At 42.2% G+C, this 25,361-nt stretch carries 30 protein-coding genes; all 30 read left to right on the plus strand.

What is annotated here, in order from left to right; genetic code table 11:
- Nucleotides 1–9 precede the first annotated feature (9 nt).
- The 30 genes from sucD to fliR all read left to right on the plus strand — a co-directional run bounded on the left by sucD (nt 10) and on the right by fliR (nt 25,360).
- A complete protein-coding gene (sucD, locus tag JV16_RS01050) occupies nt 10–912 on the plus strand; it encodes a succinate--CoA ligase subunit alpha (RefSeq protein ID WP_009732873.1) in 903 nt (300 codons plus the stop codon).
- Nucleotides 913–970: 58 nt separating this feature from the next.
- Nucleotides 971–1,858, plus strand: a complete 888-nt coding sequence (dprA, locus tag JV16_RS01055; RefSeq protein ID WP_021094223.1) for a DNA-processing protein DprA — start codon at nt 971–973, stop codon at nt 1,856–1,858.
- A 104-nt stretch (nt 1,859–1,962) separates the two neighbouring features.
- Nucleotides 1,963–4,032 carry a type I DNA topoisomerase gene (gene topA / locus JV16_RS01060; protein ID WP_021094222.1) on the plus strand — a complete coding sequence of 690 codons (2,070 nt, stop codon included), beginning with the start codon at nt 1,963–1,965 and terminating at the stop codon, nt 4,030–4,032.
- A 45-nt stretch (nt 4,033–4,077) separates the two neighbouring features.
- Entirely contained in the window at nt 4,078–5,376 is a 1,299-nt protein-coding gene (trmFO, locus tag JV16_RS01065) for an FADH(2)-oxidizing methylenetetrahydrofolate--tRNA-(uracil(54)-C(5))-methyltransferase TrmFO (RefSeq protein ID WP_021094221.1), read from the plus strand.
- Between the two features lie 60 nt (nt 5,377–5,436).
- Nucleotides 5,437–6,339, plus strand: a complete 903-nt coding sequence (gene xerC, locus JV16_RS01070) for a tyrosine recombinase XerC (RefSeq protein WP_042533862.1) — start codon at nt 5,437–5,439, stop codon at nt 6,337–6,339.
- A gap of 15 nt (nt 6,340–6,354) precedes the next feature.
- Nucleotides 6,355–6,897: an ATP-dependent protease subunit HslV gene (hslV, locus tag JV16_RS01075; protein WP_021094219.1), complete on the plus strand. Its 543-nt coding sequence runs from the start codon at nt 6,355–6,357 to the stop codon at nt 6,895–6,897.
- A gap of 13 nt (nt 6,898–6,910) precedes the next feature.
- Nucleotides 6,911–8,293, plus strand: a complete 1,383-nt coding sequence (gene hslU / locus JV16_RS01080) for an HslU--HslV peptidase ATPase subunit (protein WP_021094218.1) — start codon at nt 6,911–6,913, stop codon at nt 8,291–8,293.
- Nucleotides 8,294–8,305: 12 nt separating this feature from the next.
- Nucleotides 8,306–9,085, plus strand: a complete 780-nt coding sequence (gene codY, locus JV16_RS01085; RefSeq protein ID WP_021094217.1) for a GTP-sensing pleiotropic transcriptional regulator CodY — start codon at nt 8,306–8,308, stop codon at nt 9,083–9,085.
- 145 nt (nt 9,086–9,230) lie between these two features.
- Nucleotides 9,231–9,611 (plus strand): flagellar basal body rod protein FlgB, encoded by a 381-nt coding sequence (gene flgB, locus JV16_RS01090; protein ID WP_009732881.1) that lies wholly within the window; start codon nt 9,231–9,233, stop codon nt 9,609–9,611.
- Between the two features lie 3 nt (nt 9,612–9,614).
- Nucleotides 9,615–10,052 carry a flagellar basal body rod protein FlgC gene (gene flgC, locus JV16_RS01095; protein ID WP_009732882.1) on the plus strand — a complete coding sequence of 146 codons (438 nt, stop codon included), beginning with the start codon at nt 9,615–9,617 and terminating at the stop codon, nt 10,050–10,052.
- Nucleotides 10,053–10,063: 11 nt separating this feature from the next.
- Nucleotides 10,064–10,354, plus strand: coding sequence for a flagellar hook-basal body complex protein FliE (gene fliE, locus JV16_RS01100; protein ID WP_021094216.1), 291 nt, complete (start codon nt 10,064–10,066; stop codon nt 10,352–10,354).
- A 29-nt stretch (nt 10,355–10,383) separates the two neighbouring features.
- On the plus strand, nt 10,384–11,970 hold the full coding sequence (fliF, locus tag JV16_RS01105) for a flagellar basal-body MS-ring/collar protein FliF (protein ID WP_042533864.1): 1,587 nt from the start codon (nt 10,384–10,386) through the stop codon (nt 11,968–11,970).
- Nucleotides 11,971–11,983: 13 nt separating this feature from the next.
- Nucleotides 11,984–13,000, plus strand: coding sequence for a flagellar motor switch protein FliG (gene fliG / locus JV16_RS01110; RefSeq protein ID WP_009732885.1), 1,017 nt, complete (start codon nt 11,984–11,986; stop codon nt 12,998–13,000).
- On the plus strand, nt 12,984–13,763 hold the full coding sequence (fliH, locus tag JV16_RS01115; protein ID WP_042533867.1) for a flagellar assembly protein FliH: 780 nt from the start codon (nt 12,984–12,986) through the stop codon (nt 13,761–13,763). The genes fliG and fliH overlap by 17 nt, the downstream gene beginning before the upstream one ends.
- Nucleotides 13,760–15,073 (plus strand): flagellar protein export ATPase FliI, encoded by a 1,314-nt coding sequence (fliI, locus tag JV16_RS01120; RefSeq protein WP_042533869.1) that lies wholly within the window; start codon nt 13,760–13,762, stop codon nt 15,071–15,073. The genes fliH and fliI overlap by 4 nt, the downstream gene beginning before the upstream one ends.
- Before the next feature lie 7 nt (nt 15,074–15,080).
- Complete coding sequence (gene fliJ, locus JV16_RS01125; RefSeq protein WP_021094212.1) at nt 15,081–15,524, plus strand: flagellar export protein FliJ; 444 nt, start codon at nt 15,081–15,083, stop codon at nt 15,522–15,524.
- A gap of 6 nt (nt 15,525–15,530) precedes the next feature.
- A complete protein-coding gene (locus tag JV16_RS01130) occupies nt 15,531–16,139 on the plus strand; it encodes a MotE family protein (RefSeq protein ID WP_021094211.1) in 609 nt (202 codons plus the stop codon).
- A 14-nt stretch (nt 16,140–16,153) separates the two neighbouring features.
- Nucleotides 16,154–17,527 carry a flagellar hook-length control protein FliK gene (locus JV16_RS01135; protein ID WP_021094210.1) on the plus strand — a complete coding sequence of 458 codons (1,374 nt, stop codon included), beginning with the start codon at nt 16,154–16,156 and terminating at the stop codon, nt 17,525–17,527.
- 5 nt (nt 17,528–17,532) lie between these two features.
- Nucleotides 17,533–18,000: a FlgD family protein gene (locus JV16_RS01140; protein ID WP_021094209.1), complete on the plus strand. Its 468-nt coding sequence runs from the start codon at nt 17,533–17,535 to the stop codon at nt 17,998–18,000.
- Nucleotides 18,001–18,013: 13 nt separating this feature from the next.
- Nucleotides 18,014–18,376 (plus strand): TIGR02530 family flagellar biosynthesis protein, encoded by a 363-nt coding sequence (locus JV16_RS01145; RefSeq protein WP_021094208.1) that lies wholly within the window; start codon nt 18,014–18,016, stop codon nt 18,374–18,376.
- 77 nt (nt 18,377–18,453) lie between these two features.
- Nucleotides 18,454–19,770: a flagellar hook-basal body complex protein gene (locus JV16_RS01150; RefSeq protein ID WP_021094207.1), complete on the plus strand. Its 1,317-nt coding sequence runs from the start codon at nt 18,454–18,456 to the stop codon at nt 19,768–19,770.
- Between the two features lie 40 nt (nt 19,771–19,810).
- Nucleotides 19,811–20,038, plus strand: coding sequence for a flagellar FlbD family protein (locus JV16_RS01155; protein WP_021094206.1), 228 nt, complete (start codon nt 19,811–19,813; stop codon nt 20,036–20,038).
- Nucleotide 20,039: 1 nt separating this feature from the next.
- Nucleotides 20,040–20,453: a flagellar basal body-associated protein FliL gene (fliL, locus tag JV16_RS01160; protein WP_084220248.1), complete on the plus strand. Its 414-nt coding sequence runs from the start codon at nt 20,040–20,042 to the stop codon at nt 20,451–20,453.
- Between the two features lie 31 nt (nt 20,454–20,484).
- A complete protein-coding gene (gene fliM, locus JV16_RS01165; protein ID WP_021094204.1) occupies nt 20,485–21,483 on the plus strand; it encodes a flagellar motor switch protein FliM in 999 nt (332 codons plus the stop codon).
- Nucleotides 21,473–22,624 carry a flagellar motor switch phosphatase FliY gene (gene fliY / locus JV16_RS01170; protein ID WP_009732897.1) on the plus strand — a complete coding sequence of 384 codons (1,152 nt, stop codon included), beginning with the start codon at nt 21,473–21,475 and terminating at the stop codon, nt 22,622–22,624. The genes fliM and fliY overlap by 11 nt, the downstream gene beginning before the upstream one ends.
- A 19-nt stretch (nt 22,625–22,643) precedes the next feature.
- Nucleotides 22,644–23,003, plus strand: a complete 360-nt coding sequence (locus JV16_RS01175) for a response regulator (RefSeq protein ID WP_003394872.1) — start codon at nt 22,644–22,646, stop codon at nt 23,001–23,003.
- 12 nt (nt 23,004–23,015) lie between these two features.
- Nucleotides 23,016–23,642 carry a flagella biosynthesis regulatory protein FliZ gene (gene fliZ, locus JV16_RS01180; protein WP_021094203.1) on the plus strand — a complete coding sequence of 209 codons (627 nt, stop codon included), beginning with the start codon at nt 23,016–23,018 and terminating at the stop codon, nt 23,640–23,642.
- Complete coding sequence (fliP, locus tag JV16_RS01185; protein WP_021094202.1) at nt 23,635–24,300, plus strand: flagellar type III secretion system pore protein FliP; 666 nt, start codon at nt 23,635–23,637, stop codon at nt 24,298–24,300. The genes fliZ and fliP overlap by 8 nt, the downstream gene beginning before the upstream one ends.
- A gap of 14 nt (nt 24,301–24,314) precedes the next feature.
- The gene (gene fliQ / locus JV16_RS01190) at nt 24,315–24,584 is read left to right on the plus strand and encodes a flagellar biosynthesis protein FliQ (protein ID WP_021094201.1); all 270 of its coding nucleotides are present in this window, start codon (nt 24,315–24,317) and stop codon (nt 24,582–24,584) included.
- The gene (gene fliR / locus JV16_RS01195) at nt 24,581–25,360 is read left to right on the plus strand and encodes a flagellar biosynthetic protein FliR (RefSeq protein WP_081977232.1); all 780 of its coding nucleotides are present in this window, start codon (nt 24,581–24,583) and stop codon (nt 25,358–25,360) included. The genes fliQ and fliR overlap by 4 nt, the downstream gene beginning before the upstream one ends.
- Nucleotide 25,361 lies beyond the last annotated feature (1 nt).

A 25,361-nucleotide genomic window follows, 5' to 3' on the forward strand; every position in this document is an offset into this window, starting at 1 on the left:
GGGAGAAACGTGAGCGTTTTTGTTAATAAAGATACGAAAGTAATCGTGCAAGGAATTACAGGTTCACAAGGATTGTTCCATACAAAACAAATGATCGAATACGGCACAAACATCGTTGGCGGTGTCACACCAGGAAAAGGTGGAACAGAAGTAGAAGGTGTGCCTGTATTTGATACGGTTTCCGAAGCGGTTGAAAAAACAGGAGCGAACGCTTCTGTCATCTATGTTCCGCCGGCATTTGCTGCGGATGCGATTATGGAAGCTGTCGATGCAGAAATCGACTTAGTTGTTTGTATTACAGAAGGCATTCCTGTATTAGATATGGTGAAAGTGAAGCGCTATATGGAAGGAAAGAAAACGCGTCTCATTGGTCCGAACTGCCCTGGCGTCATTACACCGGAAGAATGTAAAATTGGCATTATGCCAGGTTACATTCATAAAAAAGGTCACGTCGGTATTGTTTCGCGTTCTGGTACGTTGACGTATGAAGCTGTTCACCAATTAACACAAGCAGGCATCGGTCAATCGACAGCCGTTGGCATTGGTGGTGACCCAGTGAACGGTACAAACTTTATCGACGTATTAAAGGCGTTTAACGAAGATGAAGACACATATGCGGTCATTATGATCGGTGAAATTGGTGGAACAGCAGAAGAAGAAGCGGCAGAATGGGTCAAAGCGAACATGACAAAACCGGTTGTCGGCTTTATTGGTGGACAAACAGCTCCTCCAGGAAAGCGCATGGGACATGCGGGTGCGATTATTTCTGGTGGCAAAGGAACAGCCGCAGAAAAAATTCAAACGATGACAGCATGCGGCATTAAAGTGGCTGAAACGCCATCTGTGATCGGTGAAACGCTCATCTCTGTATTAAAAGAACGCGGTTTATACGAGAAGTGTAAAACACATTAATCGTCCAATCGTCCTAAGGAGCAGACCTTAGGACGATTTTTATCAAAGGAGGGGTATGATGTACGATACAGCTCGCGAAAGGCTTATTCATTTGCATCATTGTCGTGGGATCGGATGGAAAAGCATCGCGCGCTTGCTTGATGTTGATCCATCCCTTACCTCGATTTTTCATCTTTCTTCTCATCAACTTCAACGATTACTGGCCATCCCCGAAAAACATTTCGCTGTTTTTTTCCATGATTTGCATTGTCACAAATTGAAACGTATGATAAAAACATATGAGGAGCAAAACATTCATATTGTGACAATTAAGGACGATGAATACCCAGATTGGCTCAAACATATATACGATCCGCCTTGGGTACTATATGCGAAGGGAAACGTGCAATTGTTGAAGCGGAAAAAATTAATAAGCGTCGTCGGGACACGAACACCAACTCGTCAAGGAATGGCGGCGATGCACATCGTTCTTCCGCCGCTCATCCAACACGGGTGGGTCATTGTGAGCGGATTAGCGAAAGGTGTCGATGCGGAAGCGCATCGTTTATGTTTACGCCATAACGGTGAAACCATTGCGGTCATGGCAGGGGGATTGCGTTATATATATCCTCCTGAAAATGAATCATTATTTCGACAATTAGCGACAACACAACTCGTTATTTCTGAGTATCCGCCGTTTGTTCGCCCACAAACATGGCATTTTCCGATGCGCAACCGGATCATTAGCGGTTTGTCTGTTGGCACGGTTGTCGTGCAGGCGAAAGAGCGAAGCGGCTCGCTCATTACTGCCCATTTTGCGCTACAACAAGGAAGAGACGTGTTTGCGATCCCAGGTGACATCACGACAAAAGAAGCGCACGGGACGAACCGGTTAATCCAACAAGGAGCGAAATTAATCTTATCAAGCGATGATATCGAAGAGGAATTTCGACATCTTTTTACATGAGCGAAAGAAAAAATCGAAAAATGATGTTTGACAAATGAACGAATCATCATTAATAATAATGAAGATTTTATTTTACGAATTACCTCTTAAGGGAGGACAAAATGATGTCAGACTACTTAGTCATTGTAGAGTCGCCAGCAAAGGCGAAAACAATTGAAAGATACTTAGGAAAAAAGTATAAAGTAAAAGCATCGATGGGGCATGTGCGCGATTTGCCAAAAAGTCAAATGGGCGTTGATATACAAAACGATTATGAACCGAAGTATATTACGATTCGTGGCAAAGGTTCGGTCATTAAAGAGTTAAAAACAGCAGCGAAAAAGGCAAAAAAAGTATTTCTTGCCGCCGACCCGGATCGCGAAGGAGAAGCGATCGCTTGGCACTTAGCACATTTGCTTGATTTAAACACCGACTCCCCATGTCGCGTTGTATTTAACGAAATTACAAAAGATGCGATTAAACAGTCGTTTGAACAACCGCGCGCCATTAATATGCATTTAGTTCATGCACAACAAGCGCGGCGCGTGCTCGATCGCCTTGTCGGCTACAACATTAGCCCGTTGCTTTGGAAAAAAGTAAAAAAAGGGTTGAGCGCAGGGCGTGTGCAATCTGTTGCGCTTCGCTTAATTATTGATCGTGAAAAAGAAATTCAATCGTTTCAACCAGAAGAATATTGGACGATTCAAGGGACGTTTGTCAAAGGCAATGACACATTTGAAGCGCAATTTTATCGTCTAGACAACGAAACGTTCGATTTAAAAACAGAACAAGATGTACAACATGTGTTAAGCCATATGCAAGGCAATGAATTTGTCGTCACATCGGTAACGAAAAAAGAGCGAAAGCGCAATCCGGTTGCACCATTCATTACATCGTCATTGCAACAAGAGGCGGCACGGAAGTTGAATTTTCGCACGAAAAAGACGATGATGGTCGCACAACAGCTATACGAAGGAATTGATCTAGGAAGTGAAGGAACTGTCGGTTTAATTACATATATGCGTACAGACTCGACGCGCGTATCCGAGAGCGCTCAACAAGAGGCGATTCAGTATATTGAACAGACGTTCGGTACATCATATGTAGCAACAGAAAAAAGAAAAGAAAAACAAAAGGCGAACGCGCAAGATGCGCACGAAGCGATTCGCCCAACGTCCGTCTGGCGTCATCCGAGCGCCATTAAGCCGCATGTGACACGCGATCAATATCAGCTGTACAAACTCATTTGGGAGCGCTTTATCGCCAGTCAAATGGCTCCAGCTTTGCTCGATACGGTCGCGGTCGAACTTTCAAACGGTTCAGTCGTCTTTCGTGCGACTGGCTCGACAGTCAAATTTCCAGGCTTTATGAAAGTATATGTGGAAGGAACAGACGATCCGAAAGATGAACAGCAACGATTATTGCCAGACTTTGTTGAAGGGGAGCGCGTATTTAGTAAAGATATTGAAGGAAAGCAACATTTTACACAGCCGCCACCGCGTTATACGGAAGCGCGCCTTGTCAAGACGTTAGAAGAGCTCGGCATCGGTCGTCCATCGACATATGCCCCGACGCTCGATACGATTCAAAAGCGCAATTATGTGACGCTTGAGAACAAACGATTCGTCCCAACAGAGCTTGGGGAAATTGTCCTTGATTTAATGATGCAATTTTTCCCGGAAATTTTAGACGTCGAGTTTACAGCAAAAATGGAAAAAAACTTAGACGACATCGAAGAAGGGAAAGTCGAATGGGTACGCATCATTGATGAATTTTATCGCGAGTTTGAAAAACGGTTAAAAGTGGCTGAAGTTGAAATGGAAAAAGTCGAAATAGCAGATGAATCAGCCGGTGTCGATTGCGATGTATGCGGAAGCCCAATGGTATATAAAATGGGGCGTTTCGGAAAGTTTATCGCTTGTTCAAATTTCCCACAATGCCGCAATACAAAAGCGATCGTCAAACATATTGGTGTGACATGTCCGCGCTGTCATGAAGGAAACATCGTCGAACGAAAAAGCAAAAAGAAGCGCATGTTTTATGGTTGCGATCGTTTCCCAACGTGCGATTTCGTTTCATGGGATAAACCGATCAATCGACCGTGTCCAAAATGCGGGGGCATGCTCGTTGAGAAAAAAGGGAAAAAGACCGTGCACGTTCAATGTACACAATGTGAATATAACGAACAACAGTAAGGTGAGGCGAATACCCTCACCCATTTTATCGAGGAGGGAATATGAATGGAAGTAACAGTCATTGGAGCAGGATTAGCAGGAAGTGAGGCGGCATGGCAACTCGCGAAGCGCGGCATTCGCGTCAAATTATATGAAATGCGCCCGGTGAAACAAACACCTGCGCATCATACGGACAAATTCGCAGAACTCGTATGCAGCAACTCCCTTCGCGCAAATACGTTAACGAATGCAGTCGGTGTATTAAAAGAAGAAATGCGTCGGTTAGATTCCGTCATTATGAAAGCAGCGGACTCTTGTTCCGTGCCAGCTGGTGGAGCTTTAGCTGTCGACCGTCACGAATTTGCAGCGAAAGTCACAGACATGGTAGCGAATCATCCGAATGTGACGGTTGTGCGCGAAGAAGTAACAACAATTCCAACAGGCCCAACGATTATTGCAACAGGTCCGTTAACATCGCAGCCGCTTTCGGAACAGCTTCAAGCGTTGACAGGGGAAGAATATTTATATTTTTACGATGCGGCTGCACCGATTGTTGAGAAAGAAAGCATTGATATGGAAAAAGTGTATATCAAGTCTCGCTACGACAAAGGGGAAGCAGCATACATTAACTGCCCGATGACAGAAGAGGAGTTTGACCGATTTTATGATGCGCTCATTTCTGCTGAAACAGTGCCTTTAAAAGAGTTTGAAAAAGAAATTTATTTTGAAGGATGTATGCCAATTGAAGTGATGGCGCGGCGCGGCAAAAAGACGTTGTTGTTTGGACCAATGAAACCTGTCGGCTTAGAAGATCCGCGTACAGGGAAACGCCCTTTTGCTGTCGTCCAACTTCGCCAAGATGATGCGGCAGGAACGTTGTACAATATTGTCGGGTTTCAAACGCATTTAAAATGGGGGGCGCAAAAAGAAGTCATTCGCTTGATCCCAGGGCTTGAGCAAGCAGAAATTGTACGATATGGTGTCATGCACCGCAATACGTTTATTAATTCGCCAAAGTTATTAAAACCGACATATCAATATAAAGAAAGAGAAGATTTATTTTTTGCAGGACAAATGACCGGGGTCGAAGGGTATGTTGAGTCAGCAGCATCAGGACTTGTGGCGGGAATTAATGCTGCGCACTATATGCTTGGGAAAGAACTTGTCGTATTTCCGCAAGAAACGGCCATTGGCAGCATGGCGCATTATATTACATCGGCGAATCCGAAACATTTCCAACCGATGAATGCGAATTTTGGCTTATTCGCACCGCTCGATGAACCGATTAAAGATAAAAAGAAAAAAAATGAACGATATGCACAACGGGCATTAGAAACGATTCAGAATTTTTTAAAAAAATGGTGAAATTCGTTGCAAGAGCTACTAAATTATGCTACTATTTAGTAGCTCTTGTGAGGTGATCGAATGGAAAATGTGAATTTTACGTTAAATTTGTTCATTGAATATTTACAAATAGAAAAAAATTATTCAGAATATACAATTGCGTGTTATAAGCATGATATTGGCGAATTTTTTGAATTTATGGAGCGCGAACAAATGAAACAGTTGCAACAAGTGTCTTATAGCGACGTTCGCCTGTTTTTAACAGAGCTTCATAAGCGTCAGCAATCAAGCCGTTCGATTGCCAGAAAAATGTCGAGCTTGCGCAGCTTTTATAAATTTTTAGTTCGGGAGAAAATCGTTTCTGAAAATCCGTTCGCGCTTGCATCGTTGCCGAAAAAAGAACAGAAAATTCCACATTTTTTGTATCCTGATGAATTAGAACAGCTGTTTGTTGTCAATGATTTGAATACAGCGATCGGTCAACGAAACCAAGCGATCATTGAACTGTTGTACGCGACAGGCGTTCGTGTAAGTGAATGTTGTAACATTCGCTTATCGCACATTGATTTCTCTGTATGTACGATTTTAATTTACGGAAAGGGAAACAAGCAACGATATGTGCCGTTTGGCACGTATGCAAAAGAAGCGCTTGAACGATATATACAAGATGGACGTCAGCAACTTGTAAGTAAGGCGAAAGCGCCAACGGATGTGCTTTTTTTAAATGCGCGTGGTGGAGCATTAACGCCAAGAGGGGTACGGCACATTTTAAATGACATCGTTGAACAAGCGGCCCTTTCTTTGAAAGTCAGTCCCCATGTGTTTCGCCATACGTTTGCGACGCATTTATTAAATGAAGGTGCTGATTTACGTTCTGTGCAAGAATTGTTAGGTCATGCGCATCTTTCGTCGACACAAGTGTATACACATGTAACGAAAGATCATTTGCGCCACGTTTATTTACATTCTCACCCGCGTGCATAAAAAGGAGGATGGGTTATGAGTCAATTTCATGCGACGACGATTTTTGCGATTCGCCATCAAGGAAAAGGAGCGATGGCGGGCGACGGTCAAGTGACGTTCGGCAATGCCGTAGTGATGAAACATACAGCGCGGAAAATTCGTAAACTTTTTCATGGCAAAGTGTTAGCTGGTTTTGCAGGGGCGGTAGCTGATGCGTTTACGCTATTTGAAATGTTTGAAGGGAAGTTAGAAGAATATAACGGAAATTTGCAACGGGCAGCGGTTGAGCTAGCAAAAGAGTGGCGGAGCGACAAAGTGTTGCGCCGATTAGAAGCGATGTTAATTGTCATGGATGAAACACATCTTTTGCTCATTTCTGGAACAGGCGAAGTCATTGAACCGGACGATGGCATGTTAGCGATTGGCTCCGGTGGTAACTATGCGTTAGCAGCTGGTCGGGCATTAAAGACGTATGCAGGTGAACATTTCACAGCGAAGCAAATTGCGGAAGCGGCATTAAAAGTAGCGAGCGATATTTGCGTGTACACAAACGATTCCATTATTGTTGAAGAGCTGTAGAGGAGGGAGCGGCATGTTAACGCCAAAACAAATTGTTGAAAAGCTTGATCAGTTTATCGTCGGTCAGCATGAAGCGAAAAAAGCGGTTGCGATCGCATTAAGAAATCGTTATCGCCGCAGTTTATTAGATGAAAAGTTGCGCGATGAAGTCGTGCCGAAAAACATTTTAATGATTGGACCGACTGGTGTTGGAAAAACAGAAATTGCACGGCGATTAGCGAAACTTGTTGGCGCTCCATTCGTAAAAGTAGAGGCAACGAAATTTACGGAAGTCGGTTATGTCGGTCGCGACGTAGAGTCGATGGTGCGCGATCTCGTGGAAACGTCTGTGCGCATCGTGAAAGAGAAAAAAATGAACGAAGTAAAAGAACAAGCGGAACAATTAGCGAACAAACGGCTTGTTGAACTGCTTGTACCTGGGAAAACGAAACAACCGATGAAAAATCCGTTTGAACTTTTGTTTGGCGGTGCAGCGGAACAACAAACGACAAACGGAAGCGACGATCAACAGCTTGCCGAAAGACGAAGACAAGTCGCTTGGCAATTGGCAAATGGGCAGTTAGAAAACGAAGTAGTGACGGTTGAAATCGAAGAGCAACAACCGATGATGTTTGACTTATTTCAAGGCGCTGGTTTGGAGCAAATGGGCGTAAATATGCAAGATATGTTAAGTAGCTTTATGCCGAAAAAGCGGAAAAAACGAAAATTAAAAGTAAAAGAAGCGCGCCACGTCCTTGCCAACGAAGAAGCGCAAAAGTTGATCGATATGGACGAAGTCACGCAAGAAGCGATTCGACTCGCAGAGCAATCGGGCATTATTTTTATTGACGAAATTGATAAAATTGCTCGAAAAGGGCAGGTCGGTTCATCAGCTGACGTTTCGCGTGAAGGGGTGCAACGCGACATTTTACCGATTGTGGAAGGTTCAACTGTCATGACGAAATACGGACCGGTCAAAACGGACTATATTTTATTTATTGCTGCTGGGGCGTTTCATATGGCGAAACCGTCCGACTTAATCCCAGAATTGCAAGGGCGTTTTCCGATTCGCGTTGAATTGACGAAACTGACAGTAGATGATTTCGTAAAAATATTAGTTGAACCGAACAATGCACTTTTAAAACAGTATATCGCTTTACTTGCTACAGAAGGTATACAACTGGAATTTTCTGACGATGCTATTCGTAAAATCGCAGAAGTCGCTTTTGAAGTGAATCAACAAACGGATAACATTGGTGCACGCCGCCTTCATACGATTATGGAAAAATTGTTAGAAGATTTATTGTATGAAGCGCCAGACGTACATCTTGAAAAGGTAGTTATCACCCCACAATATGTGGAGCAAAAACTAGGGAACATTGTAAGAAATAAAGATTTAAGTCAGTTTATTTTATAAGGAGGATGCGATATGAATTTACTTGAAAAAACGAGAAAAATTAATGCGATGTTGCAAAACGCGGCTGGAAAGCCTGTGAACTTTAAAGAGATGGCAGAAACGCTTTGCGAAGTTATTGAAGCAAACATTTTCGTTGTAAGCCGTCGCGGAAAGTTGCTCGGCTTTGCGATTAAACAAACGATTGAAAATGAACGAATGAAAAAAATGTTAGCGGACCGTCAATTTCCAGAAGAGTATACGAAAAACTTATTTCATATTACAGAAACATCGCCAAATCTTGATATTAATAGCGAGTATACGGCATTTCCAATTGAAAATAAAGACTTATTTAAAAATGGCTTAACGACGATCGTGCCGATTATCGGTGGCGGGGAACGCCTTGGAACGCTCATTTTATCTCGATTAGATAAAGAGTTTCACGACGATGATTTAATTTTAGCTGAATACGGAGCGACAGTTGTTGGAATGGAAATTTTGCGTGAAAAAGCGGAAGAAATTGAAGAAGAAGCGCGCAGCAAGGCGGTCGTACAAATGGCGATCAGCTCTCTTTCATATAGTGAATTAGAAGCAATCGAGCATATTTTTGAAGAATTAGATGGGACAGAAGGCTTGCTCGTTGCGAGTAAAATTGCCGATCGTGTCGGCATTACGCGTTCCGTCATTGTCAACGCACTTCGTAAACTAGAAAGTGCCGGAGTCATCGAATCTCGCTCGCTCGGAATGAAAGGAACGTATATTAAAGTATTAAACGATAAGTTTTTAACGGAACTCGAGAAGTTAAAACATCATTAAAACAAAAAGGCATCTTTCTCGTGAAGATGCCTCTTTTGTTAAAGTATGTGAAAAATAGTCCAATGTTCCCTATATACATAACATAAATAATTTTTTACAATAGAGGTGTGTTGTCGAACGGTGTCTTTACAAGGAGGAATATGCCGTGAAATTGTTTTCAAATACATTCCAAATACTAGAACAAGGATTAAATTATTCATCATTGAAGCAAAAAGTGATCGCAAACAATATTGCGAATGTCGATACACCAAACTTTCAAGCGAAAGATGTTCAGTTTCGCACTGAATTTCAGCAAGCGTTGCAAGCGTATCGTACCGATCCGCGCCATTTTGAGTTTAAGGGAAGTACTAACAAATTTTTCGTGACAACTAAAAACGATCTCGTTTACAATCATAATAAGAATAATGTCGATCTAGATAAAGAAATGTCGGATTTAGCGCAAAACCAAATTTACTATAACGCGTTAGTTGAACGTTTAAACGGAAAGTTTAACTCCTTAAAAACGGTCATTAAGGGAGGAAAATAATACATGTTTCAAAGTTTCAATGTGTCTGCCTCTGCGTTAACTGCTCAACGGTTGCGTATGGATGTCATCTCAGCAAATATGGCGAACGTCGATACGACTCGCGCCAAAATGGTCGATGGAAAGTGGCAGCCATATCGTCGAAAAATGGTTGTCATGCAACCGAACGAATCGTTTTCTTCTTTTTTGAATCAAGCGATGAACGAGCGGTCAACAGGTGGGGTGAAAGTGACGAAAATTGTCGAAGATCAAACCCCATTTAAACTTGTGTACGATCCATCTCATCCCGATGCAGATGAAAACGGATATGTGCAGCTACCGAACGTCGATCCGTTAAAAGAAATGGTTGATTTAATGAGCGCTACGCGCTCGTATGAGGCGAATGTGACGGTGTTAAACGCGACGAAAGGAATGTTAATGAAGGCGCTAGAAATCGGGAAATAGGGGGATAAATGATGATTGATCGCATTCAACGTACATTACCATCAGCTGTACAGCAGCAAACGATAAAGCCTGTGGAAGCACAACGGGCATTTTCACAATTTTTAAAAGAAGCGATAAATGAAGTAAATAAACAGCAAATCGAGTCAGATTTGCTCACGACAAAGTTAGCGAAAGGAGAAAACGTTGACTTACACAACGTGATGATCGCTTCGCAAAAAGCGAGCGTGTCGCTTCAATTAGCGATTGAAGTGCGCAATAAAGTCATTGAAGCATATCAAGAAGTGATGAGAATGCAAGTATAATGGACCTCAAGAGATAGCGGAGGAAGCGTATGAACGAGCGATTAAAACAAGCGATAGAACGATTTCAATTGTTTTGGAGCGAGAGAACAAAACAGCAAAAAATGATGGCACTAGGACTTGTCGGGCTGTTAGTCGTCGCTGTTGCGCTTACTGCTTTTTTTGCGACGCGAACGAACTTTGTTCCTCTCTACAGCAATTTATCGCCGCAAGAAGCAGGACAAATTAAAGCGACGCTTGACCAGCGGGGAATTAAGTCGCAAATTACGGATAACGGCACGACGATTTTAGTGCCTGAACAGCTTGTGAATACATTAAAAGTGGAGCTAGCTGCAGAAGGCATTCCGGATAGCGGAAGTATTGATTATTCGTTTTTCGGAAAAAACTCTGGTTTCGGGATGACGGATAATGAATTTAACGTGTTGAAAATTGAGGCGATGCAAACAGAGCTCGCCAATCTAATAAAAAGTATCGACGGGGTAGAAGATGCAAAGGTGATGATTAATCTACCCCAGCCGACCATCTTTGTTGGTGACCAACAGGAAGAGGCATCTGCATCCATCGTTTTGAAAACGAAGGCAGGATATAAGTTTAATGAACAGCAAATTAAATCGCTATATCACCTTGTTTCCAAAAGCGTGCCGAACCTTCCTACTGAAAATATCGTCATTATGAATCAATATTTTGAGTACTTTGACTTAAAAAATGAAGAAAATTTTTCGTCAGGCAAAACGTTTGCTGAACAATACGAAGTGAAACAACAAATTGAGCGCGACATTCAACGTCGCGTCCAACAAATGTTAGGAACGATGATCGGACAAGATAAAGTTGTCGTTTCCGTTACAGCAGACGTTGATTTTACGCAAGAAAACCGTCAAGAAGAGCTTGTTGAGCCGGTCGATAAAGAAAATATGGAAGGCATCGCAGTAAGCGTTCAGCGCATTACTGAAACGTTTTCCGGCAAAGGGGCTCAACCGGGTGGTACAGTAGGAACGGGTGAGAACGCTATACCAGGATATGAAGGTGCCAACGGCGAGACAAACGGGGATTATGAACGAATTGAAGAAACAATTAATAACGAGGTTAATAGAATAAAAAGAGAAATTGTAGCAAGTCCTTATAAAATAAAAGATTTAGGCATTCAAGTGATGGTTGAACCACCGAAACGAAACGATCCAAATTCACTTCCTGCCCAAACGGTTGATGACATTACAAAAATTTTAGGTACGATTGTGCGGACGTCCGTTGATAAAGAGATCGCTGGACAATGGACAGATGCAGATTTGCAAAACCGCGTCGTCGTTTCAGTACAACCGTTTAACGGAAAAGTGCAGTTTGACGAACAAACATCAGTCATTCCGACGTGGGCATATATTGTTGGTGGCGGAGTCATCGTGTTGTTGCTTGCTTTGGTCGTCTTTTTATGGTTGCGCAAACGGAAGAAAGAAGAAATGGACGAACGACCATTGCAAGAAGAGCAAGTGGCAGTACAAATTCCAGATGTAAACGAAGAAGTAGAAACGGAGGCTACATTGCGACGGAAGCAGCTTGAAAAGCTCGCAAAAGAAAAGCCAGAAGAATTTGCGAAACTGTTAAGAACATGGCTTGCAGAGGAGTAAAGGAGGGGATTGTATGGCAAAACGCGATCCAAAAGAATTAACAGGAAAACAAAAAGCAGCCATTCTCCTCATTTCATTAGGACCAGACGTTTCAGCATCGGTATATAAACATTTATCGGAAGAAGAAATCGAAAAGCTCACACTTGAAATTTCTAACGTTCGTCAAGTTGATGGCGAGAAAAAAGAAATGATTTTAGAAGAGTTTCACCAAATCGCCTTAGCACAAGATTACATTTCACAAGGCGGTATTGCTTACGCGAAACAAGTGCTTGAAAAAGCGCTAGGGCCAGAGCAAGCGATGAACATTATTAATCGTCTAACGTCCGCGTTGCAAGTGCGCCCGTTTGATTTCGCACGCAAGGCGGATCCTGCGCAAATTTTAAACTTTTTGCAAAACGAACATCCACAAACGATTGCGCTCGTGCTGTCGTATTTAGACCCTGCGCAAGCGGGACAAATTTTGTCCGCGTTACCACAAGAAATGCAAGCGGATGTCGCGCGTCGCATCGCGTTAATGGATCGCACATCACCAGAAATGATTAATGAAGTTGAGCAAGTGCTCGAACGGAAACTATCGACGACAGTTGTGCAAGATTATACGCAAACGGGTGGTATTGAAGCGGTTGTCGAAGTGTTAAACGGTGTCGATCGCGCAACAGAACGAACAATTTTAGATGCGCTTGAAATTCAAGACCCAGAATTAGCAGAAGAAATTAAAAAGCGCATGTTTGTCTTTGAAGATATCGTTACGCTTGATAATCGCGCGATTCAACGTGTCATTCGCGAAGTGGACAATGCCGACTTGTTGCTTGCGTTGAAAGTGTCTAGCGATGAAGTGAAAGAAGTCGTGTTCCGCAACATGTCTTCACGCATGGCGGAAACGTTTAAAGAAGAAATGGAGTTTATGGGTCCTGTTCGCCTTCGCGACGTAGAGGAGGCGCAATCGCGTATTGTTGCGGTTATTCGTCGTCTCGAAGAAGCGGGTGAAATTGTCGTCGCTCGCGGTGGAGGAGATGATATTATTGTCTAAATTAATTAAAGCCCCATTTGCTAGAACGTGTACGGAACAACGAGCCGTCATTCAAGTAAAAAAAGTGTTGCCAGACGTGCAACAAGAAGAACACGAGCAACATGACGAAGCGATGACAGCACACGCACAAATGATCATTGAACAAGCAGAACAGGAAGCGGCAAACATTCGTCAAGAAGCGGATATGTATTACGCATCTGTTCAACAACAAATGGAAGAAGAGCGGAGACGATGGGAAGAAGAACGAGATCAATGGGTGAACGAAGCGCGTCAAGAAGGATATGCCATCGGCTTAGAACAAGGGCGCCAAGACGGATTTCAACAATACATGGAAACGATCCAAGAAGCGAAACAAATTGTGCAGTCAGCAAATGAACAATTTTATCACATGTTGCAGTCGGCTGATGAAACGATTTTGCTTATCGCGTGCAAAGTGGCGGAACGAATTATCGGTGAACGTCTCGCTGAAAATAAAGAACATTTTCTCGGTCTTGTGAAGCAAGTCATTAAAGAAGTTCGTGAACATGAAGAAGTGAAAATGTATGTTCACCCGACTTACTATGATGTCGTCATTCGCCAAAAAGATGAGCTGAAAGCGCTATTTAGTCAAGACGTTCATTTATTTATTTACCCAGATGACACATTGGCTGAAACAAGTTGTATTGTTGAATCGCCGTTTGGTCGTATTGATGCAAGCGTTGACACGCAACTTGAGCAATTGAAGTTACAATTGCTCGAGCGAATCGAGGGGGCAAGTGAATGAACTGGCAAGCACTTATTCATGAGATCGAACTGCTCGACCCGTATAAACGATTTGGTAAAGTGACGCGCGTCATCGGCTTAATGATTGAAGCGAAAGGACCGGAAAGTTCCATCGGAGATGTATGCTACATTCATATTGGTCATAAAAAAAAGAAAAAAATTCAAGCCGAAGTTGTCGGATTTCGTGACGAATATGTGCTTTTAATGCCGTACGCAACCGTGCAAGACATCGCCCCAGGGTGCATTGTTGAAGCAACGGGTGCCCCTCTTGAAATCAAAGTAGGTACTGCGCTTGTCGGACGTGTCATTGACGCGTTAGGTGCTCCGCTCGATGATCAGCCGCTTCCGAAAGGGCTGACGGCTGTTCCGATCGATCGTCAACCGCCAAATCCGATGACGCGTCCACCGATTGCGGAGCCTATTGAAGTCGGCGTGAAAATGATCGACAGTTTGCTTACGGTTGGAAAGGGGCAACGCGTTGGCATTTTTGCTGGGTCTGGCGTTGGAAAAAGTACGTTGATGGGAATGATTGCCCGCAACACAAACGCCGATTTAAACGTCATTGCTCTCATTGGAGAACGCGGACGAGAAGTGCGCGAGTTTATTGAACGTGACCTTGGCCCAGAAGGATTAAAACGTTCCATTGTCGTTGTTGCGACGTCCGATCAACCAGCCCTTATGCGCATTAAAGGGGCGTATACAGCGACAGCTATTGCCGAATATTTTCGGGATCAAGGGTTGAACGTCATGTTTATGATGGATTCCGTCACGCGCGTAGCAATGGCGCAACGTGAAGTCGGATTAGCCGTCGGAGAACCACCGACGACGAAAGGGTATACGCCGTCTGTTTTTGCTATGTTACCAAAATTGCTTGAGCGGACGGGAACGAATGAACACGGAACGATTACTGCTTTTTATACGGTGCTCGTTGACGGCGATGATATGAACGAACCGATTGCCGATACAGTTCGTGGTATTTTAGACGGTCATTTCGTATTAGAACGACAACTAGCAAACAAAGGTCAATATCCGGCAATTAACGTATTAAAAAGCGTAAGCCGCGTCATGAACTACATCGTAACGCCAGAACATCGCAAAATGGCGGAAAAGTTGCGTGAGTTGTTAGCGACATACGTTCAGTCTGAAGATTTAATTCAAATTGGTGCATACAAACGAGGATCGTCGCGAGAAATCGACGAAGCGATTCGTTATTATCCAAAAATTATTTCGTTTTTAAAGCAAGATGTTCATGAATCGTACACAATAAACGAAAGCGTTCAACAGTTGTTTCAACTTATTGAACAAGGGTGAATAAACGATGACACCATTTAAATTAACAAAAATTTTAAACTTAAAAGAACATGAAAAACAAAAAGCGTTGCACGAATATGAAGAAGCGCGCAACCGATTTGAAGAAGTGGCGGAAAAACTATATCACTTTTTAAAGCAAAAAGAAGATTATGAAGAACAACATAAACAACAACTACAATTAGGGGTAGCGATTCAACATATTCGTTCGTTTCAACAATTTATGAGCAATTTGCAACGCGTTATCGACCATTATCAACATCTTGTCATGCAAGCCCGACAACAAATGGAGTTGAAACAACTGAAGTTAGTTGAATTGAATGTAGAAGTGAAAAAATACGAAAAAATAAAAGAAAAATATGACGATATGATTGCAACACAAATGCGAATCGCAGAACAAAAGCAGATGGACGATATTTCAATACAGCAATATTGCTATCGAGAGACAAGGTGAGCGTCAATGGAACAGTTTGAAAAAGAAGAAGAAACGAAAAAAACAAGTAAGTTTCAATGGTTTCTCTTTGTCGTTTTTATTCCACTTTTATTTACAATCTCGGTTGTTTTACTTATTTTAACATTCTCCGGTATTAACGTATTTGAACAAGGGAAAAAATATGCGAGTCAATTGCCGTTCGTATCACAATGGATTGAAGGAACGGAAGCAAACGAAAAAAAGAAACTACAAGAACAAATCGTTGAGCTAAAAGCAACGATTGTCGAAAAAGAGAAACAACTAACAAAAGCGAACGATGCGCTCAAAGAAAAAGAAGGGGAAATTGATGCGCTGAAACAAGAAATTGCGCGTCTGAAAGCAGAAAAAGAACAAGCTCAGGGGCCGACAACGCCACCAACAGAACAAACAAACACTTCACGTGTGGACGTTGTGAAAATGTATGAAACGATGTCTCCAAAAAAAGCAGCAGAAATTATTCCGCAAATGTCGGACCGCGAAGCTGTCGATTTGCTTTCGCAACTAAAAACAGATAAAGTGGCGGCCATTTTAGAAAAAATGGATGCAGCAAACGCCGCAAAATATACGAGCTTGCTTGCGAAAAAAGCGAACAATTGAAAGGAGGTGAAAACATGAATATCGCACCGATTTCCTCGTTGACTTCGTTTCGAGGGCAACAGGCACAAACAACGGTCCAAACGAATGATGGCAACGCATTTGCTCATTTGCTTTTGTCGCTACGGCAACAGTCGGCACTACAACCATCGCCTGAGCAACATATGGTGCAATCAATCGATTGGGAAGCATTGCAACAATGGTTGACGCAACTACCGGACGATGTCACGTATGCAGATGCCGACATGTTGTCAAACGAAATGATACAGTCGTTCCTTTCTTTTTTACCAGAAGAAGTAAGAGAGAAAATGGTCGATCGTTTTTCAACAAGTCAACCGTTTGAAACGATGTTTGCGTCAGAAAATGATCGAAACGAAGAAGATGAACTTGCGCTTATGATGGTATTGTTTCAACTCGAACAAAAGCAGCAGACGATTCCAGAGCCGATCATCGAACAAGTACGCACAAAGATGCGCACGATGTTTAGCATGGGTGATGAGCAAAGTAGCACGATGACAGCGATGTTGCAAAATTTAATAAAAGAAATGAACGAGAGTGACAAACGAGCGATTGCTACGTCTCACACGCCAGACGATCGCACGCTCGAAAATCTGTTGAAAGATGCGCCATTCACATCACGTTTGCAAGAACAAAGATTTGATTTAAAAGGCGCTGCATTATTACAAGGGGAACGAGTGGATTCCAAAGGCGTTGCACTATTACAAGGGCAACAAGTGGATTCCAAAGGCGTTGCACTATTACAAGGGCAACAAGTGGATTCCAAAGATGTTGGCTCATTAACGCAAGAGAAACAAGCTGTCCAAAAACAATTTACATCGTTATCACAAGCACAGCTACTTGCCCAAAAAGAACCTACATCATTATTACAAGATCGTAAACAACCGATTGCTCCCAAGTATGAACATATGTTACATGTCGGGCAAACAAATGAACATGCACCGATGGAACTCAAAACGATCGATACAACAAAAGATACGCCTTTTGTTACACAGTTTGAACGCATTTTGCGAACAAGTAAACTGACGCAATGGAAAAATGGCAATACACAAATGCTTATTCGTTTGCATCCGGAACATTTAGGGTATGTCACAATTAAGCTCATTCAACAAAAAGGAAAATTGACGGCAAAAATGATTACATCAACCGATGCGGCGAAACAGTTAGTTGAACAACATATTCATCAGCTGTCACATATTGTTGATCATATTACCGTTGAGAAGTTTCATGTATTTGATGAAGCAAAATTTCGCGACCATTCATTCCAACAACAAAAACAGCAGCACCAAGAACAACAAAAAGAACAAAAGAAACAACATGACGAATCTTTTGATGAGTGGTTGAAAGAATGGTTTGACTTTGAAAAGAGGTGATGAACGTGACAGCCATTGATCCGAGCTTATTTTTATCACAGCGTCAAACACAACAAAGAGCAACAGGAAAAAGCTCATTAGGAAAAGATGATTTTTTAAAAATTTTAATTGCCCAATTGCAGCATCAAGATCCGTTAAATCCGATGGAAGACCGTGAATTTATTTCGCAAATGGCGAATTTTTCATCGCTTGAACAAATGGTAAATATGTCAAATATGATGAGCAAATTTATCGAGACACAAACAGGTACATCAGAAAAACTTGTGACGACGCTAGATTTGTTAAAAAAGTCAATTCAACAACAATCGACGCCATCGCTTGCTCAATATAGCGAATGGATTGGCAAAACGGTCACATGGGATGAACAAAGCGGCGTTGTGAAAGCGGTCGTTCAAAAAGGAACGGAAGTATGGTTAGAGCTTGAACAAGGGGAAACTGTTTTAGCCTCTCGCGTCACAAAAGTGTCGCAATAAAGGAGGTGAGTGAATGAATCGCATTCAATTTTTCCCGCACACTCCGCTTATTCCGACAAAAAAACAAGCGGTCGTTTCAACAGAGCGACAATCGTTTCGGGATGAGCTTGCCAAAGCTGAACAAACGTTAAAAATAAGCAAACATGCTCAACAACGATTGCAAGAACGAAATATTCATATTAACGATGAACAATGGGAAATGATCGGACAAAAAATTGTCGAAGCGAAACAAAAAGGGGTGCGCGATTCGCTCGTCATTACAGATGAAGCGGCACTCATTGTCAGCGCTGTGAATCAAACGGTCATTACAGCAATGCATCGTGAAGAAGCGCAAACGCAACTGTTCACAAACATCAATGGTGCGATTATTATATAAGGCTGGACCTTCATTTGGAAGCCTTCGAGCGTGCGGAATGACAGAAGCCGCTCAAATGATGAAAAGGAGAGGATTATATGTTACGTTCCATGTTTACAGGCATTGGTGGTATTCGCAACTTTCAATATAAATTAGACGTGATTGGTAACAATATTTCTAACGTCAATACGTATGGCTATAAAAAAGCGCGCGTCACATTTAAAGATCTCGTTTCCCAACAAATTTCCGCGGCGACATCATCAACAGGAACGCGTGGAGGAATTAACGGCAAACAAATCGGACTAGGAAGCGGCCTCGGTTCAATTGAAACGATTCATACGCAAGGATCGACGCAAACAACATCGCGCCCACTTGACTTAGCGCTCGGTGGCGACGGATTTTTCGTCGTCGGTTCGATTAACGATGTAACGTTAATTAGTATGGATGGACCGGCTGGGAAATTAGGAACAAATAAAGTAAATACAGGTGTACCGATCGACCGTGTCTTTAACTTAAGCTTTACACGTGCTGGAAACTTTTATTTAGATGAGTATGGATATGTCGTAAATGCAGATGGACAGTATTTAATTGGTGAAGCAGCGATTAAAACATTGCCTTCTGCCACGAACCTTACTCAAGTGAACACTTTAAGAACTCAGCTCGATAGCTTTGTTAATGGATCTAGTGGATTAGTTAATTTTGTTCAAAATTGGAAAAATAACTTTGACCCTCCTTCGTTTTCTAACTTTAATACTTTTATCAATAACTTTAATACGCAAATAAACAATATGAATACAAATGTGGGCAACTTTAATAACAATGTTTCTCCAAAAGCAAGTATTAACAACATGACAACGATTCCGACGAGCGGATGGCCAAGTACGCTAGATCAAGCAGAAAAAATGATGGGTCCATACTTGGAAGGAATTAGTGGGGCTATTGAGAGCATTCAACAAGTGTTGCAAGATTATAGCGAGCCAAAATACGGCAACGTGACAAGTTTTGAACCAGGGTTAATTCAAATTCCGAAAACAGCGAAAAGCTTTGGAATTACAGCGGACGGAAAAGTGACATTTATTGATAGCAACGGACAATTAAAAATTGCTGGACAAATTTTGTTGGCGCAATTTCCAAACCCAACCGGTTTAGAAAAAATGGGCGGCAATACGTTTAAAGAAACAAACAACTCCGGTAAGCTTGACCGAAATGCGAACGGTTTGACGATTAATGAGTTATCGCGCCCTGGTTTAAACGGCGCGGGCGAAATTATTTCCGGCGCTTTAGAAATGTCGAACGTAGACTTATCCGAAGAATTTACGGAAATGATCGTCGCACAACGCGGATTCCAGGCAAATACGCGCATTATTACAACGTCGGACGAAATTTTACAAGAGCTTGTTAACTTGAAGAAATAATAAATAAAGGGGGGACGGGGGCGTTTGCCCCCGATACATAATGATTCAATTAACGCGGTTAAACGGCAAACCTTTTACGTTAAACGCCATTTACATAGAGCAAGTGGAAGCATTCCCAGATACGACAATTACGTTAACGAATGGTAAAAAGTTTGTCGTGCGGGAGTCTGTTGAAGATGTTATGTTATTAGTAGAAACGTTTTATCGTAACATTTCTGTTCTCGGATTAAGGAGAGATGCGGAGGGATCCGACGTTGAAGGACAATAAAATGTTAAAAATGATGCTTATTGTGATGGGGGTTATTACGCTCGTTAGTGTTGTCGCACTTGTTGTAGTTATGAAGTTTATGGGGAACGATGAGCCGAAAGAACCGACGGTCGATGAAATTGTTGCAAGCTCATTTGATGTACCGGAAATGATGACGAATTTAATGGACGGTAGCTTTATTAAAATTGCGTTTAAAATTCAAACAGATAGCGAAAAAGCAAAAGAAGAAGCAGAAAAACGCGATTTTCAAATTAAAAATATCATTATTGAAGAATTGTCAGAAATGACAGCGGAACAGTTTAAAGGAAAACAAGGAAAACTACTTTTAGAGAAAAAATTGCGTGAACGCATCAATGAGGTCATGCAAGAAGGAAAAGTTGAGAAAATTTATATAACCTCCTTTATTCTCCAGTAAATAAAATGAATAGGAGTAGGAGGTGAGAACGGTGTCAGGAGAAGTTTTATCGCAAAGTGAAATAGATGCGTTGCTGGCGGCGCTATCTGCTGGAGAGATGAGTGCCGATGAATTGAAAAAGGAAGAAGCAGAGAAAAAAGTAAAAGTGTATGACTTTAAACGGGCATTGCGGTTTTCAAAAGACCAAATTCGCAGTTTAACGCGCATGCACGAAAACTTTGCCCGATTATTAACGACATTTTTTTCAGCGCAGTTGCGAACATATGTACAAATTTCTGTCGCATCGGCTGACCAATTGCCGTATGAGGAATTTATTCGTTCCATTCCGAAAATGACGATTTTAACAGTGTTTGAAGTCCCTCCACTTGATGGACGCGTGCTGTTAGAAGTGAACCCAAATATCGCTTATGCGATGCTTGATCGCGTATTAGGCGGCAGAGGGGTAAGTTTGAACAAAATTGAAAACTTAACAGAAATCGAAACAAAAATTATGTCAAATTTGTTTGAAAAAGCGTTTAGCAACTTGCGTGAAGCGTGGGAGTCGGTAGCGGATATCGATCCGATGTTAACAGATTTTGAAGTAAACCCGCAATTTTTACAAATGGTATCACCAAATGAGACGGTTGTTGTTATTTCGTTAAATACGCAAATTGGTGATACGAGTGGCATGATTAATATTTGTATTCCGCATGTTGTGTTAGAACCAATTATTCCGAAATTATCGGTTCATTATTGGATGCAAACGCAAAAAAAAGCGCGCGAACCAGAAGAAGTGGCGACGTTACAAAAGCGACTAAAACAAACGAAAGTGCCGATGATCGCAGAGCTTGGCACATCGACCATTTCTATCCAAGAATTTTTACAACTTTCCGTTGGCGATGTCATTCAACTAGATCAAACCGTGCGCGATCCGCTTGTGATCAAAGTAGGGGATGTGCCGAAATTTATTGGACAGCCCGGAAAAATGAATAAACGATTAGCCGTACAAATTTTAGATGTGATAAAGGGGGAAGACGGCGATGATGAGTGACGATATGTTATCTCAAGACGAGATTGATGCGTTGTTGCGAGGAATTGACGAAGACCCGATGCCGTCTAGCACAATGTCGATCGATGAAGTGTTAACACCGATCGAACAAGATGCACTTGGTGAAATTGGAAACATTTCGTTTGGTAGTTCAGCGACAGCGCTCTCGATGTTATTAAATCAAAAAGTGGAAATTACAACACCGAGCGTTTCGCTCATTGAGCGTGCACGCGTGGCAGAGGAGTTTCCACATCCGTATGTGGCGATTCAAGTGAGCTATACGGAAGGATTTTTAGGAACGAATTTGCTTGTGATTAAGCAGTCTGACGCGGCCATTATTGCTGATTTGATGATGGGTGGAGACGGAACAAATCCGCCAGCATTCATGGATGAAATTCAGCTAAGTGCCGTGCAAGAAGCGATGAACCAAATGATGGGTTCCGCTGCCACATCGATGTCGACGATTTTTAGTAAAAAAGTCGATATTTCTCCGCCAAGTTTACATTTGCTTGATTTATCAGAAGGAGAAGGATTTGAATATTTACCGCCAGACGATGTGCTTGTAAAAGTATCGTTTCGTTTAAAAGTAGGCAACTTAATTGATTCGAACATTATGCAACTGTTGCCGATTCATTTTGCGAAAGAATTAGTCGAAAATTTATTAAATCCGTCTAGTACAAAGGCACAAACATCAGCTACAATAAATACGAATGAGCCACGTCAAACCGCGCCATCCGCACAAACACAACAAGCGCCTTCACCGGCTCAACAAACGCAAAAAGAAGCTCCTCAACATGTAGGAACCGGAGCTGTGCAGCAGCCTGTCAACGTTCAGCCTGTTGCTTTTGCAAGTTTTGAACCAGCGCCGTTGCCAGAGACGGAATCGCGCAATCTCGACATGTTGCTTGATATTCCGTTGCAAGTGACGGTAGAGCTTGGGCGAACGAAGCGCTCTGTTCAAGATATTTTAAGTTTATCGTCAGGGTCCATTATCGAACTCGATAAGCTGGCTGGTGAACCGGTTGACATTTTAGTAAACAATAAATTGATCGCCAAAGGTGAAGTCGTTGTCATTGATGAAAATTTTGGCGTGCGCGTGACAAGCATTATTAGCCAGAGCGATCGATTAAACAAATTACGATAATTTGGGAGGTTTTTGGAGAATGGCGAGAATTTTAATTGTTGATGATGCAGCATTTATGCGAATGATGATTAAAGATATTTTAACGAAAAACGGACATGAAGTCGTTGCTGAGGCAGCTGATGGAGCGCAAGCGGTAGAAAAATATAAAGAGTTTCGTCCAGACTTAGTTACGATGGACATTACGATGCCAGAAATGGACGGCATTACAGCGTTGAAAGAAATTAAAAAAATTGATAGCAACGCAAAAGTCATTATGTGTTCGGCCATGGGACAACAAGCGATGGTCATTGATGCGATTCAAGCAGGAGCAAAAGACTTTATCGTCAAACCGTTCCAAGCAGATCGCGTTATTGAAGCCATTAATAAAACGCTCGGTTAGAGGTGGAATTCATTGCGCTATATTCGCATCATGATGTTGTGCGCGTTCGTTGTTCTGCAAGCAGTTTCCCCTGCTTTTGCAGAACAAACGAATAGCGTCAAAGAATGTGTAGAGCATCCAGAAAAGTGTAAAGAACAACAAGTGAACGGGGCAACGAAAGCGGAAACGGTTGCCCAACCAGATCCGATTACGTTTTGGGATTTTGCGAAACTAATCGCTGCAACGGCTTTTGTTGTGTTTTTGTTATATACCCTTTTAAAATGGCTAAATAAACAAAACCGATTTTATGAGCGAAAAGGGCTCATTCAACATTTAGGTGGGACAAGTTTAGGAACGAATCGAACGATTCAAATTGTGAAAGTTGGTCGACGTGTGTTTGTCGTCGGTGTGGGGGAATCGATCCATTTATTGAAAGAAATTACGGACGAACAAGAAATTGAAGAGCTGCTTAAGCAACATGAAGCGCGGCTTGATTCATTGCTTGATACGAGCGTATGGAAATCGCTCCAATCGCTTTGGCAGCGAAAAGCGAGCGAACCTCGTTTTCGTCAGTTGTTTGATCGCGAGTTACAACGGTTAGCTGAAGAGCGAAAAAAAGCGATGAGAGCGCTAGAAAAAGAAAGGGATCCACATGAATGAAGTGATGCAGTTTTTTAACAATAGCGCCCCTGACAATGTAGCGACATCTGTGAAGCTGTTATTGTTGTTAACCGTGTTGTCGATTGCACCTGGCATTTTAATTATGGTGACATCGTTTACGCGCATCGTCATCGTCTTATCGTTTGTCAGAACAGCGCTCGGCACGCAACAAATGCCGCCAAACCAAGTGATCATCGGGCTATCGCTATTTTTAACATTTTTTATTATGGCACCGACATTTCAACAAATTAACCGTGACGCTTTACAACCGTTATTTGATGAAAAAATTAACTTAGAGCAAGCATATGAACGAGCCGAAGTGCCGTTGAAAGAGTTTATGAGCAAACATACGCGGCAAAAAGATTTAGCTTTATTTTTAAGCTATGCAGGAGCTGAACAGCCAAAAACGGTGCAAGATATTCCGATGTCAGCACTCGTCCCTGCATTTGCGATTAGCGAATTAAAAACGGCTTTTCAAATCGGCTTTATGCTATTCATCCCGTTTTTAGTGATTGATATGATTGTTGCAAGCGTGTTAATGTCGATGGGGATGATGATGTTGCCGCCGGTCATGATTTCGTTGCCGTTTAAAATTTTATTATTTGTTCTCGTGGACGGTTGGTATTTAGTTGTGAAATCGTTATTAGAAAGCTTTTAAAGTAGGTGGGAAAAATGAGTCCCGATTTTGTCATTCAAGTGGCAGAACGCGGCGTATATATGGTGCTTATCGTATGTGGACCGCTCATGTTGCTTGCGCTTGCGGTCGGATTATTTGTCAGCATTTTGCAGGCAACGACACAAATTCAAGAACAGACGTTAGCGTTCGTTCCAAAAATTGTCGCTGTTCTCATCGGTCTCGTTTTTTTCGGACCGTGGATGCTTTCGCGCATGATTTCGTATGCATACAATATTTTTAGTAACTTAAGTAAATTTGTAGGATGAAGCGTATGGAGTTATACACGTATGTACCAACGTTTTTGCTTATTTTTGCGCGCGTCGCTTCCTTTTTTGCGACGATGCCGCTTTTCTCTTATCGGAATGTGCCAAACGTTCATAAAATCGGTTTTGCCTTTTTCATTAGTTGGATCATGTTTTTTTCCCTTGATCCGAAACCGATCGATGTTGACGGAACGTATATGATGTTGCTAATTAAAGAAGTGCTTGTCGGGCTGTTGATTGGGCTTGTTGCGTTTATTATCATGTCAGCGATTCAAATTGCGGGCGGACTCATTGATTTTCAAATGGGCTTTGCGATCGCAAACGTCATCGATCCACAAACAGGCGCACAAAGCCCATTAATGGGACAATATTTGTATACGATCGCTTTGTTTTTTTTACTTGCCGTCAATGGACATCATTTGTTGTTAGACGGTATTTTTTATAGTTATCAGTTCATTCCGCTCGAGCGCCTCATTTCTTTCGGAAATGGACAAATCGCAGAACAAGTCGTTCGTTTATTTCAAGCGATGTTTGTCATTGCGTTACAAATGGCCATTCCCATTGTCGGCTGTTTATTTTTAGTGGATGTAGCGCTTGGCATTGTCGCACGCACCGTTCCTCAAATGAACATTTTTGTTATTGGATTGCCTGTAAAAATTATCGTTAGTTTTGTTTTGTTTGTCATTGTATTTTCAAGCATGTTTGTCGTAACAAAACAACTGTTTGAATTCACTTTTACGTCGATGCGCGGCATGATGAAGCTGTTAGGGGGCGCGTAAC

Source organism: Anoxybacillus ayderensis, from assembly GCF_000833605.1.
In the GTDB taxonomy this organism is placed as follows: Bacteria; Bacillota; Bacilli; order Bacillales; family Anoxybacillaceae; genus Anoxybacillus; species Anoxybacillus ayderensis.